Source organism: Enterococcus mundtii (genome assembly GCF_002947535.1).
Lineage (GTDB): Bacteria > Bacillota > Bacilli > Lactobacillales > Enterococcaceae > Enterococcus_B > Enterococcus_B mundtii_B.
This window is the reverse complement of record NZ_PUAP01000055.1, coordinates 13,206-32,286: the sequence shown is the minus strand read 5'-3', so window position 1 is coordinate 32,286 and position 19,081 is coordinate 13,206. Positions and strand designations below refer to the sequence as shown.

Genomic DNA, 19,081 nt, shown 5'->3' with positions numbered 1-19,081 from the left:
CCTTCACCTAAAAAAATGGAAGTGGGACATTAGTCTTCTGGTACCACCTAAAACCGAATAAACGGCGGGAACAAAAGTAACCTCTTCGGAAATAAGGCGCCATCCACAAAAATTTGAAGAACAATTTTCGTGGATGGCGCCTTATTTCTCGAGGCTGAACACTTCTGTCCCGACCTCTTCTATACTTTTCTTTGATTTAACAGGATTTTATTAGTAAAGCTCCAAATATTGTTCTCTTTCCCATTCAGAAACGGTTTGTCTAAAGGCAGCCCATTCCAGACGTTTTGCCTCCACAAAGTTTGCAAAGATATGATTGCCTAACGCATCGATCATCACTTTGTCTTTGCGCAATTCTTTGATGGCATTGTGGATCGTTGATGGAAGATCTTGGATTTGCGCTTCTTCACGTTCTTCTTCATTCATCACGTAGATATTGCGATCAACAGCCGGCGGTGGTGTCAATTCATTACGGATACCATCTAAACCTGCTTGTAATAGAACAGCCATTGCCAGATATGGGTTCGCTGCTGGATCGACAGAACGTAATTCTAAACGAGTAGATAAACCACGCGATTCTGGTACACGTACTAATGGTGAACGATTGCGTCCACTCCATGCCACATAAACAGGTGCTTCGTAGCCTGGAACTAAGCGTTTATAAGAGTTGACCGTTGGATTGCAGACTGCGGTATACGCACGCGCATGTTTCAATAAGCCACCTAAGAAATGATACGCAGTTTGGCTTAATTCTAAATCACCGTCTTTATCGTAAAAGGCATTTCCATCTTCATTGAATAAAGACATGTTGCAGTGCATTCCAGAACCATTGATCCCGAATAATGGTTTCGGCATGAAAGTCGCATGTAAGCCATGTTTACGAGCGATAGTTTTCACGACTAATTTAAACGTTTGGATATTGTCACAAGCATCAACGACATCTGCATATTTAAAGTCGATTTCATGTTGTCCAGGAGCCACTTCATGGTGAGAAGCTTCCACTTCAAAGCCTAAGCTTTCTAATTCCAATACGATATCTCGACGGCAATTTTCGCCTAGATCCGTCGGCGCAAAATCGAAGTAGCCACCTTTGTCATTCAATGTCGTTGTGATGCCACCATCTTCATCTAATTTGAACAAGAAAAATTCTGGTTCAGGCCCTAAATTGAATGAGGTAAAACCAAGTTTCTTCATATCATTTAATGAACGTTTCAGATTACCACGAGGGTCACCAGCAAACGGAGTACCATCTGGGTTATAAATGTCACAAATCAGGCGTGCCACTTTGCCGTGATCGCTTTCCCATGGGAAGATCATCCAAGTAGAAAGATCAGGATACAGGTACATATCACTTTCTTCGATTCTGACAAATCCCTCGATCGAAGAACCATCAAACATCATTTTATTCTCAAGTACTTTGTCGATTTGACTCACTGGAACTTCAACATTTTTGATCGTTCCTAATATATCTGTAAACATCAAACGTAAAAAGCGTACGTTCTCATCCTCAATGATTCGTTTAATTTCTTCGCCTGTGATTTGTTTCTTTACCATGGTATCCCTCTTTCTTTTTTTAATTTCATTCAGTCAAAGTATTGACGTTGTTGCAAGCCTTGTGACTGATAATGTCCTGTTTTGGCTAACCCGCCTTGAGCTAATATCTCATCACGGAAAATTTGACGAACGTCGTGATCGGTCAGCGGTTTTTTACTTTTTTCTTCTTGTTTTTTCGCCTGTGCCATTTCATAGACCCTTTTGATCCCAGCCATATTCAATCCTTCTGAAAGATAGTCTTTGATCTCTAATAAAATGTCGATATCATTCAGTGAATACATGCGTCGATTTCCTTCACTTCTCTCAGGGTGAACAAATTCCTGTTCTTCATAATACCTGATTTGTCGAGCAGTCAAGTCCGTTAGTTTCATAACTGTACCAATTGGAAATACTGACATTGAACGACGTAATTCCTTTTCTCCCATCTGACGTCTCCTTTCGTCCTATCAATTGACTAAAGTATACCAATCACGAAAATACCTGTCAACCGTCCATGTCACATTTCCTGACATGAGAACCGATTTTTTTTATAAAAAAACTTGACCAACTTCTTTTTGAAGTTAGTCAAGCTTATATTGTAGTCATTTATATTTTTAAAATAACTCATCTTTTTTTATCCATTTTGAGTTTTTATTTGCAAATCCACGTACTTCATAGCTATTTTGCTCTTCAATGAAGCGTTCATCTAATACAAGTGTCTGCCGTCTCAACTCACTTAATGTTTGTCCTTGATCACTTGGCACAAGTTTTGTATAAGGAAGCATCAACTCCATCAGCTGACGTTTGATGGCCTCGATCAAGCGTTCTTTCCCCTCTTGTGTCTGAGCAGAAATCAAGACATTTGGAAATAAAGTCGGTGTAAAGCCTGCTGTATCGATCTGGTCAGATTTATTATAGACAGTCAATACAGGCATTTCTTTCATATCTAACTCGTCCATCAACTTTAAAACCGTTTGTTCTTGTAAGATTCGATCAGAAGAACTTGCATCGACAACATGGAGTAGTAGATCCATCCCTTGACTTTCTTCAAGCGTCGAATGGAACGCATCAATCAACTGAGTGGGCAAATCCTGGATAAAACCCACTGTATCCGTTACAGTCAATTCGAAGCCTTCTGCAAAACGCCATTTTTTCGTCAACGGATCAAGGGTGGCAAATAACTGATCTTTCGCATACGATTCAGCTTGTGTCAATAAATTAAGGATCGTCGATTTACCAGCATTCGTGTAACCGATCAAACCGATTTGAAACACTTCACTACTTTGTCTTTTTTGTCGATTACGTTCTCGATGCGCCTCCACTGCTTTAAGTTCTCTTTTTACGCCTAAGATCTTGTTACGGATATGTCGACGATCCGTTTCCAGTTTCGTTTCCCCGGGGCCTCTTGTACCGATCCCACCACCAAGACGAGAAAGCGACTCTCCTTGTCCAGCAAGACGAGGTAGCAAGTATTGCAATTGCGCCAATTCGACTTGCAGTTTTCCTTCTTTAGAGCGCGCACGCATCGCAAAGATATCCAAGATCAATTGGACTCGATCAATGACCGGCGCCCCTACAGCATCGGTAATCAACTGACTTTGTCGCGGAGTCAATTCGTGGTTGAATATGACAAGATCTGCCTCATAAGCATCTGCTAATTGGGTCAGTTCTTGAAGCTTCCCTTTACCAATCAACGTTTGACGATCCACCTGTGGCCGTTTTTGTGTGAGTCTATACACGACCTCACCAGCTGCTGTATCGATCAATTGTTCCAATTCTTTCATTGATTCAGCAAAATATCGTTGATTTTCTTCTGTTTCTACACCAACGATGATCACTTTTTCTTTTGCTTCTCTCATGTTCCCACCTCTTTCATCCAACCTTCGATGGCATTTTCGATCTCTGCTAGATCTGTCGGTTTTTTCAAGAGATCGAACCAATGCGCCGTCAAGCGATTACGAAACCAAGTCAGTTGTCGTTTTGCATAGCGCCGAGAATTCAACTTGATTTGTTCGACTGCCTCATCTATAGTGATGTTTTCTTCAAAATAAGGAAAGAATTCTTTATAGCCGATCCCTTGACTAGCTTGAACCGCTCCTAATTCATAGACCTTTCTTGCTTCTGCGATCAATCCCTCTGCGAGCATTTGATCCACTCGTTGGTTGATCCTACTATAAAGAAACTCGCGCTCCGTATCCAGACCGATCATATAATAATCATATAAGCATGCAGGTGTTTCTTTTGGCGCCATGATACTATAGCCAGTTGTCTCGAATACTTCTAATGCGCGAATCACTTTTCGCTGATTGTTCCAATGGATTTTCCCCGCTGCAAGTGGATCGCGTTCGTTCAAATAAGTCCACAATTTTTCTTTCCCTAGTTGTTCTGCCATTTTTTCATATTTCATTCGCACAGCCGGATCTGTTTCTTCATTTGCTCCCAATTGAAAATCGTACAATAACGATTGGATATACAAACCGGTGCCACCAACGATGATCGGCAAACGACCTCTTTCAGTGATCTCCGTGATCAACTTACGACCTGCCTGTTGAAAATTCGCTGCCGAATATTGTTGGTCTGGCTCGATCACATCAATCAAATGATGAGGGATCCCCATCATTTCACTCGGCTTGATCTTTGCCGTTCCGATATCCAGCTGTTTATAAATTTGTAAGGAATCCCCACTGATGATCTCACCGTTGAATTTCTGGGCAAGTGTCACACTTAGCGCTGTTTTGCCAACTGCTGTGGGTCCTACGATCACTAATACTTTTTCCATATGGCTCCTACTTTTTCATTAATTGTTTAACATACCAAGCACGTTCAGGAAAATCTGTGATGAGTGCATCAACAGGTTCCTTCAATCCTCTTTCAAGATCTTCTGTGGTATTGACTGTCCAAAGGCGAATACGTTTTGGAAACTCTTGTATTTCCTGAGAATGGGTAAATGCCCAAGTTGCTTTAGGGTGAAGACCTTCAATAAAAGGTAAGGTTTTAGCTAAATCTAATTTCTTCATTGAATCACTCATTAAAAGATCCAATTGTGCCTCTGGTTCGATGACGGACAGACGCTCTAACGAATGAAGATTGAAACTACAATAGGCGTGGCGAAATGGCCACTCGTTTTTTGTCATCACTTCAGACACTTGCGCTTCGATCCCTGGATATTCATACTTGTCCGTTTTGATTTCGATCATCAATGTTCCTCGATAATTTTTTTGGAGAAGCAGCGAGAGTACTTCTTTTAGCGTAGGGATTTTCGCTGCTGGAAAATCTTTACTAAACCAACTACCTGCATTCAATTTTTTCAGCTCTTCGAGGGTCTTTTCTCGAACAAGTCCTTTGCCATTAGTCGTTCGGTCGACTGTTTCATCATGGATGACGATCAATTGACCGTCTTTACTTAGATGGACATCTAGCTCGATCCCGTCCGCCCCCACTCTGACTGCTTCAGAAAAGGCGGGCAATGTATTTTCCGGATGGGTTCCTTTGCTTCCTCGATGCGCATAAATCTGTACCATAGTCCTCACTCCGATCATCCCTATTTTACCACAGGAACAAAAAAGAAAAAGCTTGGACTCATTATGAAAGACCAAACTTTTTCTTTTGTAGTTAGTATCTACCTATCAGGTATTGGAACATGCCTTGTTTACTAATTTACTTAGCTCCACACATCATCTTTTGAGAAAAAACCGATCGGTTGTTTCGTCGTATTTTTTAACTGAGATTTTTTCTCATTGATCATTGCGGTCAAGTTGTCTGTAAAGTTTTCTAAAATGACACGCCCACCTTTGTAAGCATAGCCGCCGATCTTCATCGTTTCGTCCGGTGAAAGAATCACTTTGCGATGAGCGATATTTTGGAATAATTCATCTAAGATATAATTTGGTAAATAAAAATTATTTTGTGCAGAAAATGATTGCAGATATGCAAAGTCATCGATCGTGATATAACAATCGTCAAAAGCATCAAAGCTGACATATTCTTCCAACAAGCTCGCACGCTTTTGGAGAATCTCATTGATTTTTTTATTTAGTTGATTCAATGTTTCGATTTCTTTGACTTTTAGTTCCAATTCGCGTCTACGTTGCTCTTTGTTCTCAAGATGACGCATCTGGATCGCCATCCCTAAGTAGACCAAGATCGCTCCTACTAAGACACCGATAAAACCTGTGATAGCAATTACCAATTAAGGTTCCTCCTTCTTATTGATTTCTTTTTTATCATAACATAAACTGACTTTATGAGACTAGCTATCAGAAAGTTTTTTCATTTGACCTTTATTGACCAAAAATGTATACTACTTTGTAGGTAATCAAAATCAATCTGTGTTACACTATTTCTAAACAAATCAAGGAGGAACCTTATTATGAATTTAATTCCTACAGTTATTGAACAATCCTCACGTGGGGAAAGAGCCTACGATATTTACTCACGTTTATTGAAAGACCGCATCATCATGTTGAGCGGACAAGTAACAGATGATCTAGCAAACTCGATCATCGCACAATTGCTATTTCTAGATGCACAAGATTCTGAAAAAGACATCTACATCTATATCAACTCACCTGGTGGTTCTGTGACTGCTGGAATGGCCATTTATGACACAATGAATTTTGTAAAAGCAGATGTCCAAACAATCGTTATGGGGATGGCTGCTTCAATGGGAAGTTTCTTATTGACTGCCGGAACAAAAGGCAAACGATTTGCTTTACCAAATGCTGAAATCATGATCCACCAACCACTTGGTGGCGCACAAGGACAAGCAACAGAAATCGAGATCGCTGCACGTCATATCTTACAAACTCGCGAACGTTTGAATAAAATCCTAGCGGAACGTACTGGTCAACCAATCGAAGTGATTGAAAAAGACACAGATCGTGATAACTATATGACTGCTGAACAAGCCAAAGCATATGGCTTGATCGATGAAGTCATGGAAAACAGTGCTTCATTGAGCTAATTGATTCGCACTAGTATAAAAGAAGGTCCGTCATCCAAAGATGACGAACCTTCTTTTTCTGCTGTAAAATAAGTGATCAGCCTATTTTTGCCATTCTTTGAAGAATCCATCTGCATGTTTTTGTCCCATCTCGATATAATGTGCAATATTTTGTTTGTTTTTTTGGATTTCTTCTTCTGTTAACGGACGAATCACTTTTGCTGGTCGTCCAAATGCTAGGACATTGGGAGGGATCACTTTTCCTTCCGTCACTAAAGAACCAGCTCCGATCAAACTATTCTCGCCGATGACTGCATGGTTTAAAACAGTTGCTCCCATACCTATCAACGCACCTTTTTCGATTTTACAGCCATGAAGCATACATTGATGTCCGACTGTTACATTTTCAGCAATCTCAACTGGGGCATCATGATCGACATGGATGATCGTCCCATCTTGAATATTGGTTCCTTTGCCGATCTTGATCCAATTGCTGTCGCCACGAACCACTGCTTGATACCAAACCGTGACATCTTCTCCTAATTCTACATCACCGATAACCGTTGCATTCTTTGCTATAAACCTCGCCATCTTTTTCCCTCTTTTCATTTTATTGAAGAAAAAAGGTTCTAGAAGGCTGTTCGCCCCTAGAAACCTCTTTTCATTATTCCGCAGCTTCAGCAAATTGGCTGTTATAAAGTTTCTCATAGAAACCGCCTTTTGCTAATAAGCTTTCATGTGTTCCTTTTTCAATGATTTGTCCTTGATCCATCACTAAGATCAGGTCAGCTTCACGGATCGTTGATAGACGGTGAGCAATCACAAAACTCGTTCGCCCTTCCATCACTTTATCCATCGCTTTTTGGATCAACGCTTCAAGCCTCGTATCGACGGAACTAGTCGCCTCATCCAGAATCAATATCTTTGGATCGGAAACAACCGCACGAGCAATCGTCAGCAATTGTTTTTGTCCCAACGAGACATTATCTCCTTCTGAGTTGATTTCCATTTCGTACCCATCAGGCATCGTCCGGATAAAATGATCGACATTGGCTGTTTTCGCTGCATCAACGATCTCATAATCCGTTGCATCTAATTTACCAAAACGAATATTGTCAGCAATCGTTCCCTCGTATAACCAGGCATCTTGCAATACCATCCCAAACATGGAACGAACATCACTTCGACTCATCGCTTTCGTATCAATACCATCAATCTTGATGGCGCCATGCGTCACATCATAAAAACGCATCAATAAGTTGATCAATGTTGTTTTCCCAGCACCCGTTGGTCCGACAACAGCTACCATTTGTCCAGCTTTCACCTCAAAGTTCAAGTCTTGGATCAATGGTTTCTTCGGATCATAAGCAAAATCGACATGTTCAAACGAGACATTTCCATGGATCGTTTCTGGCAAAGGAACATCGGTCTTGTTTTCTTTTTCCTCAGGTTCGTCTAAAATCTCAAACACCCGTTTCGTAGCTGCTGATGCACTTTGCAACACAGAAGATAATTGCGTCACATTACCCATGGGTTGGCTGATTTGCCAAATATATTGGATAAAGGCTTGTAACTGCCCGACCACAATCACTCCAGAAATCACATAAAAACTTCCCAGAACTGCCATCCCGATATACGTAGCATAGGCAGTTAATTGCACTAACGGCATCATCAATCCAGAAATGAAGGCTGCTCTAAAGCCAAAATGTTTCAATGTATGGTTGACCTTATGGAATCCTTCAAATGTTTCTTTCTCACGACCGTATACTTTTAGCACACTGAATCCAGTCATATTTTCCTGAACATAACCATTTAATTCACCTAAAGAATTTTGCATTTCTTGGAAATATTTTTGAGAAGCATTGATCACTCGTTTAGAGATCCAAATCGACGCTGGGATCATGATCATTGAGATCAACGCCATGACCGGTTGGATATAAAACATCATCGCTGCTGCCATCGTGATCCCTAAGATCGCATTGACGATACCGATAAAGGCTTGTTGCAAGGCGCCACTAACTGCATCTACGTCATTCGTCACACGAGATAAAATATTCCCTTGTTGATTTTTATCGAAATAAGAAACCGGCAAACGATTGATTTTTTCTTCAATATCTCTACGCAAGTCTTTCATGGCGCTTTGAACAACATTTGTCATCAATACACCAGAAAGTAATTGAGAAATACAATAACCTGTACCCACCACCGCGATCCAAATCAAACAGTTGATGATATAAGAGAAATTGATTGCCTCATTATTTACTAGGTTCTTACTGATTTCTGTCGTTGGAAGCCCTACGACATATGGCAATGCTGCATTGAAAGCCACTGTTAACACTGTAAATAGCAGTACTAAGGTAAACGTCAAACGATAAGGACGAATATAGCGAGCTAAACGTTTAAAAGAAGCGAAGGTTTTTTTCATGCTAATTCCTCCTTCGATAATTGAGAAGCGGCAATGTCGTAATAAATCGGACAATTCTCCAATAGTTCACGATGCGTGCCCATGCCCACTACTTCTCCTTCATTCAATACGATGATCTTATCGGCATGCATGATCGTACCCACGCGCTGTGCCACGATCAATACGGTTGATTCAGTTGTTTCTTTTTTCAATCTTGCACGAAGTTTTGCATCCGTTTGATAATCAAGTGCTGAAAAACTATCATCGAAAATATAGATTTCTGGTCGACGGATGATTGCTCGAGCAATGGCTAACCGTTGCTTCTGCCCACCTGAGAAGTTTGCGCCACCTTCAGAAAGATGTTCATCATACCCCTCCGATTTTTTAGAAATAAAATCAGTGGCTTGTGCAATATCAGCCGCACGCTCCATTTCCTCTTGCGTTGCATCTTCTTTTCCGTATCTCAAGTTTTCAGCAATCGTACCGGTAAACAATAATGCTTTCTGTGGAATAAACCCGATTTTTTGTCTCAGTTTACTCAACTGATACTCACGCACATCTACACCGTCAATCAGGATCTCACCATGAGTAACATCATAAAAGCGCGGAATCAATTGGATCAATGTAGATTTCCCACTACCTGTACTACCAATAAAGGCAACAGTTTCCCCAGGTGAAGCAGTAAAGCTGACATTGCGGATCACTGGTTCTTGTGAATGTCCTGGGTAGGCGAAGGTCACATTTTTAAATTCAATGTAGCCTTTCGTTTTGGTTTCGGCTACGCCATTCGGATCTTCCACAATAGCAGGAGCAGCATCTAAAGCTTCTTGGATACGACTAGCAGAGACTGCTGCTCGCGGATACATCATAAACACACTCGCAAACAACATAAATGAAAACAACGCGTGGAAAATATATTCAATAAAAGCAATTAGATTCCCTACTTGCAATTGACCATCTGCAATTTGTAATGTACCGCTCCATATAATCAAAATCATCACGATATTGAACAAGAAGAAAAAGCCTGGTTGTGCAACCGCCATTAAACGAAAGAGACTTTTAGAACTTGAAGCATAATTCTCATTGACGTTTTCAAATCTTTTTTCTTCAAATTTTTCATTTACAAACGCACGGATAACGCGTAGACCTGACAGATTTTCACGTAAGATACTATTGATCCTATCTAAATTCTTTTGCTGGATTTTTGATAAAGGTTCAGAGAACTTAGCAATCCCAACAACAGCCAATAATAGGAATGGTAATGCACCGATCACGTATAAACCAAGAGACGGACTTGTTCGCATAACCATATACAAACTAACAACAAACATCATCGGTGCCATAAAACCGATTCTTAAAATATTTTGTAGAAACAACATGATCTGATACGCATCATTGGTCGTACGAGTGATCAATGATGATACGCCTAGTGTTTCATACTCTTGATGAGAATAGGTTTGGATATGTTTGAAAAGATCATCACGAATGTCTGCGACGATATTCGTCGTGATCCTTGATCCAAAATAACCTAAAAATATATTCATAATGATCCCGATCACAGTGATCACAATCATTAATAACCCTTGTTGTTTCACGTAGTCAAAATCATCGTTGAGGATCCCAACATCGATCATGCGTGCTAAAATAGTTGGTAAACCTAGTTCGATCAGAATAAAACCGAACACACAAATAAAATTCAACACCAAGTATTTTTTGTAGCGCTTGGTGTACTGCCACATTAACTTCACTTTATCATCTCCTTTAAATCTTCTAATTATATTGCCATTACTTTCAATAGTAGCACACTCTACTACTTTATAGAACACTACTTTTTTAAAAAGAAATTTTTCAGAAAAATATTTTCTCTTCGCACGTTTTTTCATTTTACGGTGACCGTTTTCTATACTTATCTCTTGATTTATGCTAGAATAGCAATTAACTATTGTATGTTTCATACAGAGGATCCGAGTAAAAAATATTCCAATTGGATAAGCAAATGCGAGGCTTGTCTCTTTGAGGAGAATCAAGTATTTTTCTTAAAGTATAAAAAAACACAGGTGGCTTGTCCCCTCGTTTTGTGTTGTCCAAAAAATACGCTAAATTACTGCTTTAAGCAGATAAAGGAGACATAAATCATGATTTACAAAGTTTATTATCAAGAGTCAAAAATCCGTAACCCAAAACGTGAAGAAACACAATCGCTATACATCGAAGCAAACAGCGATGTTGAAGCACGCCAACGAGTGGAAGAAAATACCCCATACAATATCGAATTCGTACAACTTCTAGAAGGCAACCATCTAGAATACGAAAAAGAAAACCCAGCATTCACATTAGTGGAGTTTTAAGATGAAACTTTCCATCAAAAATAATGAGACAGGCGTCTTTGCGATTGGTGGATTAGGTGAAATCGGGAAAAATACGTATGGGGTACAATTCCAAGATGAGATCATTATCATCGATGCTGGAATCAAGTTTCCAGAAGATGAACTGCTTGGCATTGACTACGTCATTCCTGATTACAACTATATCGTACAAAACATACACAAAGTAAAAGCATTAGTGATCACTCACGGACACGAAGACCATATTGGTGGGATACCTTACTTATTGAAACAAGCAAATATCCCAATCTACGCTGGTCCTTTAGCTTTAGCTTTGATCACAAATAAACTGGACGAACATGGCTTGCTTCGTGATGCTGTACTCAATGAGATCAACGAAGACACTGTGATCCGTTTCAGAAAAACATCAGTCAGCTTTTTCCGAACGACCCATAGTATTCCTGATGCTTTAGGTGTGGTTGTCAAAACACCTTCTGGTAACATCGTGGCTACTGGGGATTTCAAATTCGATTTTACACCTGTAGGAGAACCAGCTAATTTGCATAAAATGGCACGTATTGGAGAAGAAGGCGTTCTTTGCCTCCTTTCAGATAGTACCAATGCAGAGATTCCAACGTTTACGAAATCAGAAAAAACGATTGGTCTTTCTATTTTGAAAATCTTCGAAAAAATTGAAGGCCGAATCATTTTTGCCAGCTTTGCTTCCAATATCTTCCGACTACAACAAGCAGCGGAAGCCGCTGTAGCAACAGGTAGAAAAATCGCTGTTTTCGGGCGTAGCATGGAAAATGCAATCGTCAACGGACAACGTCTTGGCTATATCAAAGTGCCAGATGGTACATTTGTTGATGCGCATGAAATCAATCGCTTGCCTGCGAATGAAACCATGATTTTATGTACTGGTTCTCAAGGTGAACCAATGGCTGCCTTGAGTCGCATTGCGAACGGTACCCACCGTCAAATCCAAATCCAACCAGATGATACAGTGATTTTTTCTAGTTCACCGATTCCAGGTAACACAACAAGCGTGAACCATTTGATCAACTTGTTGTCCGAAGCTGGTGCTGAAGTGATCCATGGAAAAATCAACAATATCCACACATCTGGTCATGGTGGCCAAGAAGAACAAAAATTGATGCTTCGCTTGATGAAGCCAAAATATTTTGTACCGGTCCACGGTGAGTTTCGGATGTTGAAGATCCATGCCTCTCTTGCACAAGATACAGGCGTACCAGCCGAGAATTGTTTCATTATGGAAAATGGTGATGTATTAGCATTGACAAGTGATTCTGCTCGTATAGCTGGAAAATTCGTCGCTGGCGATGTATATATCGACGGCAGTGGAATCGGTGATATCGGTAATGTTGTTTTACGAGATCGTCATTTACTTTCAGAAGAAGGACTCGTTCTTGCAGTGACAACTGTCGATATCAAGAAAAAAGAGATTCTAGCCGGACCAGATATCCTTTCTCGTGGCTTTGTCTACATGCGTGAATCAGGTGATATGATCAATGAAGCGCAACGTATTTTGTTCCACGCATTACGTGAGGTGCTAAATGCCCCCGACTGTTCGGAACATAAATTAAAAGAAGCAATGGTCGGCGCCTTACAACCTTACTTGTTCGATCGCACAGAAAGACATCCAATGATCATTCCTATGGTGATGACACCGGATCAAAACTAACTTAAAACCGAGGTCGGGACAGAAGTGTTCAACCTCTAGAAATAAGGCGCCAGCCACGAAAATTGTTCTTCAAATTTTTGTAGCTGGCGCCTTATTTTTCGAAGAGGTTCTTCTGTTCCCGCCGTTTATTCGGTTTTAGGTGGTGAGAACTAATGGCCTACTCCCAGTTTTTAATAAAAAAAAGCGAGACCTACAAAAATGTGAAAGAACAATTTTTGTGGGTCTCATCTTATTTTTCGAGGGAAACACGTTGGTTTCAACCTCTGTCATCAATTATTTGGTTCGCTCCATGACGAAGCAAGCCTCATAACAGTATATTTTCGTATAGATTACGCTTTTTCAACGTTTGTAGCTTGTGGGCCACGATCTGAATCTTCTACGTCAAAAGTAACTGCTTGACCTTCTTCTAATGTTTTGAATCCGTCACCTTGGATTGCTGAAAAATGTACGAATACGTCGCTTCCATCTTCACGTGAGATAAAACCAAATCCTTTTTCAGCGTTGAACCATTTAACTGTTCCGTTTTCCATTAATAATACCCTCCTCGTGCCAAAGCACTTATTTGATTGTAACATTGCTCGTGTACGATAGAGGTGCAACAGATGTTTCAACTTCTATTCCCAAACAAAATTACATTATAATTGTACACTTGGTTGTTTTTTTTTGCAAGAAAGCTACATCATTCTTTTTCCATTAATCCTTCTTCACGTAAACTAAAGTATTGTTTGCTGCCAATGATCAGATGATCAAGTACCTCGATCCCCATCATCTCTCCACATTCCTGGATGCGTCGTGTCAATCGCATGTCTTGCTTGGATGGAAGAACGTTGCCGCTGGGATGATTGTGAGCAAGTACCAGCCGTGCTGCCGAATAGCGGACTGCGTAATGGAACACTTCACGAGGATGCGCGATCGTCTGATCCAATGACCCGATGAACAAGGTTTTCTTTAGTAAGATTTGATTTTTTGTATCAAGATAGATGCAAACTAAATGTTCTTGTTTTTGATCTTTTAGTTCTAGGATCAATTCTTTTGCCAATTCATAACTCGCATGGACAGTCGTTGTTTGACGCAACTGATCGACTTGTATCCGTCGACCAAGCTCGATCAATGCTTTGATCTCTAAGGCTTTGACCCGACCAATCCCACGAACCGCTTCTAATTCTGCCAGTGTTGCTTGTCTCAAGAGCGCTAACCCACCAAATTTCTTCAATAACGTACCCGCAACTTCTAATACATTATACGGATGCTGACCAGTCCGAAGCAAAATCGCTAAAAGCTCTTGGTCTGATAATGCATCTTCTCCATAAGTCTCCATTCTCTCCCTCGGTAGAGACGTGGCGGGTACTGTTTGAAGCAAATTTTTTTCCATAAAAAACCTCCTTTCCCGTGCGCTCAAAATAAGATACGGAAAAGGAGGATATTTATTTTATTTTTATTTGATCAATGCCGGAACTTCGTGAAGTGAAGAAACAATCGCTGTTGTTTTAGCGGCTAACTCATCAGAAGGCGCTAATAAATCTGGCACCATGATTACTGGGATTCCTGCACCATAAGCTGCTAGTACACCATTTTGTGAATCTTCTAATATCAATGTCTCCGCTTTTTCAGTACCTAAAAACGCATGGGCATGTAAAAAGATTTCTGGATCTGGTTTTGCACGTTTGACATTTTCAGCTGAAACGATCGTATCAAAACGATGACGTAGATTATTTTTTTCTAGCAACAGTTCAATGACATGTCGCTGATTACTTGATGCGACTACTTTTGGGATATCTTTTTCTTCCAAAAAGTTCAAGAATTCTAAAACACCTGGTTTTAATTCAACTTGACCTAAAGCAAAACGATCAAGCGTTTCTTGATAGGAATCGTCGATAAATTTTTGGACAGTTTCTCGACCAAAGCTTGCAAAAATAGTATGGTAGTTCGCCCAAACTTCTTCATCAGAAACGCCTAAAAATCGCAAGTAAAGATCTTTGTCATAGGGAAACCCCATCCGATCGGCTACTGTTTGTGATGCCTCATAATAAACGATCTCTGTATCAAATAATAAGCCATCCATATCAAAAATCACTGCATTAACTTTCATTTTTTCCTCCCAACTGTACAAGCAAACGTCGCACTTCCGAAATAAAATAGAGTGAACCTGTCACTACAAGAACATCCTCAGCCGTCATCTTCTCCAAGATCTCTGCAAGCCCAAATTGCCACATTGAAACAATCGTAACTTTCTCATCAGTCGTTGCCTGGATATCCGACAGCTCGATTGCTTTAGGATAATCAAAAGTAGTGACGTAGATTGTTGCATCTGGTACTTCTTGTAATTGGTGTAACATTTTATCAACCTCTTTTGTTCGTAAAGCAGAGAACAAAAGATGGATATGATAGCCTTTAAATTCTTGTTTAAGATTTTGGACTAAACGTGCCATCGCATGGGTATTATGCGCCCCATCTAAAATCACTAAGGGTTCTTCACTTAATCGTTCCATACGTCCGGGCCATTGCGCCTTTTTCAACCCATTGATCACGTCTTTTTCACGGAATGGAAGATTCATCAGTCCACAATAGATTTGATACATTTCAATCGCCATACCAGCATTTTCGACTTGATGTCTCCCGATCATATGGATGGTCAACTTAGGGATTTTGCCAAACTCATTTTGGAATGAAAAAATTTCGCCCCACTCTTCTGCCGGATGTTTGTAACTGACTGTATAAGCCTCTCCCCATACGTGTTGTGTAGCATTTTTTAATTTTGCTTGTTTTTCGATCACTGCCAAGGCTTCAGGTACGATATTTCCAGTGACCAGTGGCACATTTTGCTTGATGATCCCTGCTTTTTGCGCAGCGATTTCTTCGATCGTGTTGCCTAAGATATCTGTATGATCCATACCGATCGTTGTGATGCCCGTCAACAAAGGTTTCGCTACGTTTGTTGAGTCGAGTAAACCACCCAATCCCACTTCAATGATCGCGACGTCCACTTGTTCTTCCAAGAAATAATCAAATGCCATAGCAGTCAACGTTTCAAATTCGGTAATGCCAGCTACTGCTTCAAATTGATCCATCTGCTCGACTAGCGGTTGATATTTCTTTACGAATCGAATCAATGATTCATCAGGAATCCCTTGGCCATTGATCGATATGCGCTCATTGAAGGATTCGATATATGGGGATGTAAATGTCCCGACTGTCAAGCCGGCTTCTTCTAATAAATATCTTAAATAAGTCACTGTAGAACCTTTGCCATTCGTCCCTGCAATATGGATCGTTTTGACTTTTTCTTCTGGGTGTCCGACTACCTCTAATAAGGCCTCTACTCTGTCTAATCCAGGACGTGAGCCAAATGGTAATCGGCTATGGATCCAATTGATTGCTTCTTCGATTTTCACGTTGTTATCCCCCCATTCCTCTTCATTATAACAAAAAAGCTTACATAGGAAACAATGAAATCCAGAAGAGTTCTTTTTTGCAAAAAAAAGAGAGGCAACTTCCGTCACCTCTCTCTCTTTTTTCTTAATTGATTGATTTTAATTGTGCAATACGTTCATTGACAGCTGCTTGTTTTTCTAAATAATCTTTTTCTTTTGCACGCTCTGCTTCAACTACATCATCTGGTGCATTCGATACAAAACGCTCATTACTTAGTTTTCCTTGTACACGTTTCACTTCGCCTGTCCATTTTGCTAGTTCTTTTTCTAGACGTTGGATTTCTTCTTCAATGTTGATCAACCCTGCTAAAGGCAAGAAGATTTCCGCGCCAGTCAAGACCGCTGACATTGCTAGATCCGGTGCAGTTACGTCACTTGAGATCGTCAACTCTTCTGGATTACAGAAGCGCTCGATATAGCTAGTGTTTTCATTTAAGAATTGATCGATCTTCGGATCATTTGTTTTGATCAATAACGTGATTGGTTTTGATAATGGTGTATTCACTTCAGAACGGATATTACGTACAGAACGAATCAATTCTTTCAGTACTTCCATCCCTTTTGAAGCTGCTTCATCATCGTATTCCGGTTGCACAACTGGATAGTCCGCCACTACTAAAGAAGTACCTTTATGAGGGATGTGTTGCCAGATTTCTTCCGTAACGAATGGCATGATCGGATGCAATAAGCGTAAGATCTGATCCAACGTATGGACAAGAATACTACGGTTCGTTTGTTTCGCTACTTCGTCCTCACCGTAAAGTGTTTCTTTACTCATCTCGATGTACCAGTCACAGAAATCATCCCAGATAAAGTTATACAATTGGCGACCTGCTTCACCAAACTCAAATTGTTCGAATAAGTCAGTCACTTTAGCAATCGTTTCATTCAAACGTGTCAAGATCCAACGATCGGCTACAGTTTTTTCACCTGAAAGATCAATATCTTCTACGGTCATCCCTTCAACATTCATGATAACGAAACGAGAAGCGTTCCAGATTTTATTGATGAAGTTCCAAGAAGCATCCATTTTTTCGTAACTAAAACGTACGTCTTGTCCTGGGGCTGAACCATTGGATAAGAACCAGCGTAACGCATCAGCACCGTATTTTTCAATGACTTCCATTGGGTCGATCCCATTTCCAAGAGATTTACTCATCTTGCGTCCTTGTTCATCACGAATCAATCCATGGATCAGTACATTCTCAAATGGACGACGCTCTGTAAATTCCAAGCTTTGGAAAATCATTCGGCTTACCCAGAAAAAGATAATATCGTAGCCCGTTACTAATGTACTTGTTGGGAAGTAACGTTGGTAATCTTCATTGTTTTCGTCAGGCCAGCCCATTGTTGAAAAAGGCCATAGTGCTGAACTGAACCAAGTATCCAATACATCGGGATCTTGTAACCAGTTTTCACTGTCTGCTGGTGCTTCCATGCCCACGTACATTTCACCAGTTTCCTTATGATACCACGCAGGGATCTGATGTCCCCACCATAATTGACGTGAGATTACCCAGTCATGAACATTCTCCATCCAGCGTAAGAACGTTTGGTTGAAACGTGGTGGGAAGAACTCAACCGCATCCTCTGTTTCTTGATTTTGGATCGCCTTTTCAGCTAAAGGTGCCATTTTCACAAACCATTGTGTTGATAAACGAGGTTCAACAACTACTCCCGTACGCTCAGAATGGCCAACATTGTGGATCATCGTTTCGATCTTGATCAGACGACCAAGTTCTTTTAGATCCGCAACGATCGCTTTACGTGCTGCAAAACGGTCCATCCCTTGATATTTACCTGCCAATTCATTCATCGTGCCATCTTCATTCATGACATTCACTCGTGGTAGGTCATGACGGTTACCGACTTCAAAGTCATTTGGGTCATGCGCAGGCGTGATTTTTACAACCCCTGTTCCAAATTCCATATCGACATATTCATCTGCTATGATCGGGATTTCTTTATTCACTAGTGGTAAAATGACTTTTTTACCAATCAATGCTTGGTAACGCTCATCTTCTGGATGAACAGCAATCGCCGTATCACCAAGCATCGTTTCTGGACGAGTCGTTGCGATTTCCACCACACCTGAACCGTCAGCCAATTCATAGCTCATATGATAAAAGGCACCTTCGATTTCTTTGTGGATCACTTCGATATCTGAAAGAGCTGTACGTGCTTGTGGGTCCCAATTGATGATGTATTCACCGCGATAGATCAACTCTTTTTCGTATAGGCTGACGAATACTTTGCGAACAGCTTCAGACAAGCCATCATCTAAGGTGAATCGTTCACGGCTATAATCCAAAGACAAGCCCATTTTTGCCCACTGTTCGCGGATATGACCGGCATATTCTTCTTTCCATTCCCACACTTGATCAATAAATTTTTCACGGCCTAGATCATAACGAGAAACACCTTGCTCACGTAGTTTTTCTTCTACTTTTGCTTGTGTTGCGATCCCTGCATGGTCCATCCCTGGTAACCATAACGTATCATAGCCTTGCATTCTTTTTTGGCGAATCAACATGTCTTGCAATGTTGTATCCCAAGCATGACCTAAATGGAGTTTGCCTGTCACGTTGGGAGGTGGGATAACGATTGAATAAGGTTTTGCTTTCTTGTCACCACTTGGTTTGAACAAATCTTCGTCTAACCAGCTTTGATAACGACCCGCTTCTACTTCTTGCGGATTGTACTTTGTGGATAGATTCTTTTCTTCCGTCATACTGTTTTCCTCCT

17 protein-coding genes are annotated in these 19,081 nt (G+C 40.6%); 3 read left to right on the top strand and 14 right to left on the bottom strand.

Annotation, left to right across the window (positions count from 1 at the left end; translation table 11 throughout):
- Positions 1-210 precede the first annotated feature (210 nt).
- The 6 genes from glnA to CUS89_RS15335 all read right to left on the bottom strand — a co-directional run bounded on the left by glnA (position 211) and on the right by CUS89_RS15335 (position 5,656).
- The gene (gene glnA, locus CUS89_RS15360; protein ID WP_010736064.1) at positions 211-1,551 is read right to left on the bottom strand and encodes a type I glutamate--ammonia ligase; all 1,341 of its coding nucleotides are present in this window, start codon (positions 1,549-1,551) and stop codon (positions 211-213) included.
- Between the two features lie 29 nt (positions 1,552-1,580).
- Positions 1,581-1,976 carry a MerR family transcriptional regulator gene (locus CUS89_RS15355; protein ID WP_010736065.1) on the bottom strand — a complete coding sequence of 132 codons (396 nt, stop codon included), beginning with the start codon at positions 1,974-1,976 and terminating at the stop codon, positions 1,581-1,583.
- Between the two features lie 168 nt (positions 1,977-2,144).
- Positions 2,145-3,389, bottom strand: a complete 1,245-nt coding sequence (gene hflX, locus CUS89_RS15350) for a GTPase HflX (protein WP_104872741.1) — start codon at positions 3,387-3,389, stop codon at positions 2,145-2,147.
- Complete coding sequence (miaA, locus tag CUS89_RS15345; protein WP_104872740.1) at positions 3,386-4,309, bottom strand: tRNA (adenosine(37)-N6)-dimethylallyltransferase MiaA; 924 nt, start codon at positions 4,307-4,309, stop codon at positions 3,386-3,388. The genes hflX and miaA overlap by 4 nt, the downstream gene beginning before the upstream one ends.
- Positions 4,310-4,316: 7 nt before the next feature.
- On the bottom strand, positions 4,317-5,051 hold the full coding sequence (locus CUS89_RS15340; RefSeq protein WP_104872739.1) for a glycerophosphodiester phosphodiesterase: 735 nt from the start codon (positions 5,049-5,051) through the stop codon (positions 4,317-4,319).
- Between the two features lie 140 nt (positions 5,052-5,191).
- A complete protein-coding gene (locus CUS89_RS15335; RefSeq protein WP_374955059.1) occupies positions 5,192-5,656 on the bottom strand; it encodes a hypothetical protein in 465 nt (154 codons plus the stop codon).
- Positions 5,657-5,899: 243 nt separating this feature from the next.
- On the opposite strand from CUS89_RS15335, the gene clpP reads away from it, so the two are divergent.
- Positions 5,900-6,493, top strand: a complete 594-nt coding sequence (gene clpP, locus CUS89_RS15330) for an ATP-dependent Clp endopeptidase proteolytic subunit ClpP (RefSeq protein WP_010736070.1) — start codon at positions 5,900-5,902, stop codon at positions 6,491-6,493.
- 81 nt (positions 6,494-6,574) lie between these two features.
- On the opposite strand, the gene CUS89_RS15325 is transcribed toward clpP, so the two are convergent.
- From CUS89_RS15325 to CUS89_RS15315, 3 genes are all read right to left on the bottom strand, one after another.
- Positions 6,575-7,063, bottom strand: a complete 489-nt coding sequence (locus CUS89_RS15325; RefSeq protein ID WP_104872737.1) for a gamma carbonic anhydrase family protein — start codon at positions 7,061-7,063, stop codon at positions 6,575-6,577.
- A 73-nt stretch (positions 7,064-7,136) separates the two neighbouring features.
- Positions 7,137-8,897: a multidrug efflux ABC transporter subunit EfrB gene (efrB, locus tag CUS89_RS15320; protein ID WP_104872736.1), complete on the bottom strand. Its 1,761-nt coding sequence runs from the start codon at positions 8,895-8,897 to the stop codon at positions 7,137-7,139.
- Positions 8,894-10,624: an ABC transporter ATP-binding protein gene (locus tag CUS89_RS15315; protein WP_104872735.1), complete on the bottom strand. Its 1,731-nt coding sequence runs from the start codon at positions 10,622-10,624 to the stop codon at positions 8,894-8,896. Before CUS89_RS15315 ends, efrB begins: the two co-directional genes overlap by 4 nt.
- Positions 10,625-11,011: 387 nt before the next feature.
- Between CUS89_RS15315 and CUS89_RS15310 the strand changes: the two genes are divergently transcribed.
- Positions 11,012-11,224: a DNA-directed RNA polymerase subunit epsilon gene (locus CUS89_RS15310; protein WP_010736074.1), complete on the top strand. Its 213-nt coding sequence runs from the start codon at positions 11,012-11,014 to the stop codon at positions 11,222-11,224.
- Between the two features lies 1 nt (position 11,225).
- Positions 11,226-12,905: a ribonuclease J1 gene (gene rnjA / locus CUS89_RS15305; RefSeq protein WP_104872734.1), complete on the top strand. Its 1,680-nt coding sequence runs from the start codon at positions 11,226-11,228 to the stop codon at positions 12,903-12,905.
- 329 nt (positions 12,906-13,234) lie between these two features.
- Here the strand turns inward: rnjA and CUS89_RS15300 are convergent, their stop codons facing one another.
- The 5 genes from CUS89_RS15300 to CUS89_RS15280 form a co-directional block, all read right to left on the bottom strand.
- Complete coding sequence (locus CUS89_RS15300; RefSeq protein ID WP_010736076.1) at positions 13,235-13,435, bottom strand: cold-shock protein; 201 nt, start codon at positions 13,433-13,435, stop codon at positions 13,235-13,237.
- 149 nt (positions 13,436-13,584) lie between these two features.
- Positions 13,585-14,277, bottom strand: a complete 693-nt coding sequence (gene radC, locus CUS89_RS15295) for a RadC family protein (RefSeq protein WP_010736077.1) — start codon at positions 14,275-14,277, stop codon at positions 13,585-13,587.
- Positions 14,278-14,340: 63 nt separating this feature from the next.
- A complete protein-coding gene (locus CUS89_RS15290) occupies positions 14,341-14,994 on the bottom strand; it encodes an HAD family hydrolase (protein WP_104872733.1) in 654 nt (217 codons plus the stop codon).
- Positions 14,984-16,297, bottom strand: coding sequence for a bifunctional folylpolyglutamate synthase/dihydrofolate synthase (locus CUS89_RS15285; protein WP_104872732.1), 1,314 nt, complete (start codon positions 16,295-16,297; stop codon positions 14,984-14,986). Before CUS89_RS15285 ends, CUS89_RS15290 begins: the two co-directional genes overlap by 11 nt.
- Before the next feature lie 124 nt (positions 16,298-16,421).
- A complete protein-coding gene (locus tag CUS89_RS15280) occupies positions 16,422-19,067 on the bottom strand; it encodes a valine--tRNA ligase (RefSeq protein WP_104872731.1) in 2,646 nt (881 codons plus the stop codon).
- Positions 19,068-19,081: the final 14 nt, after the last annotated feature.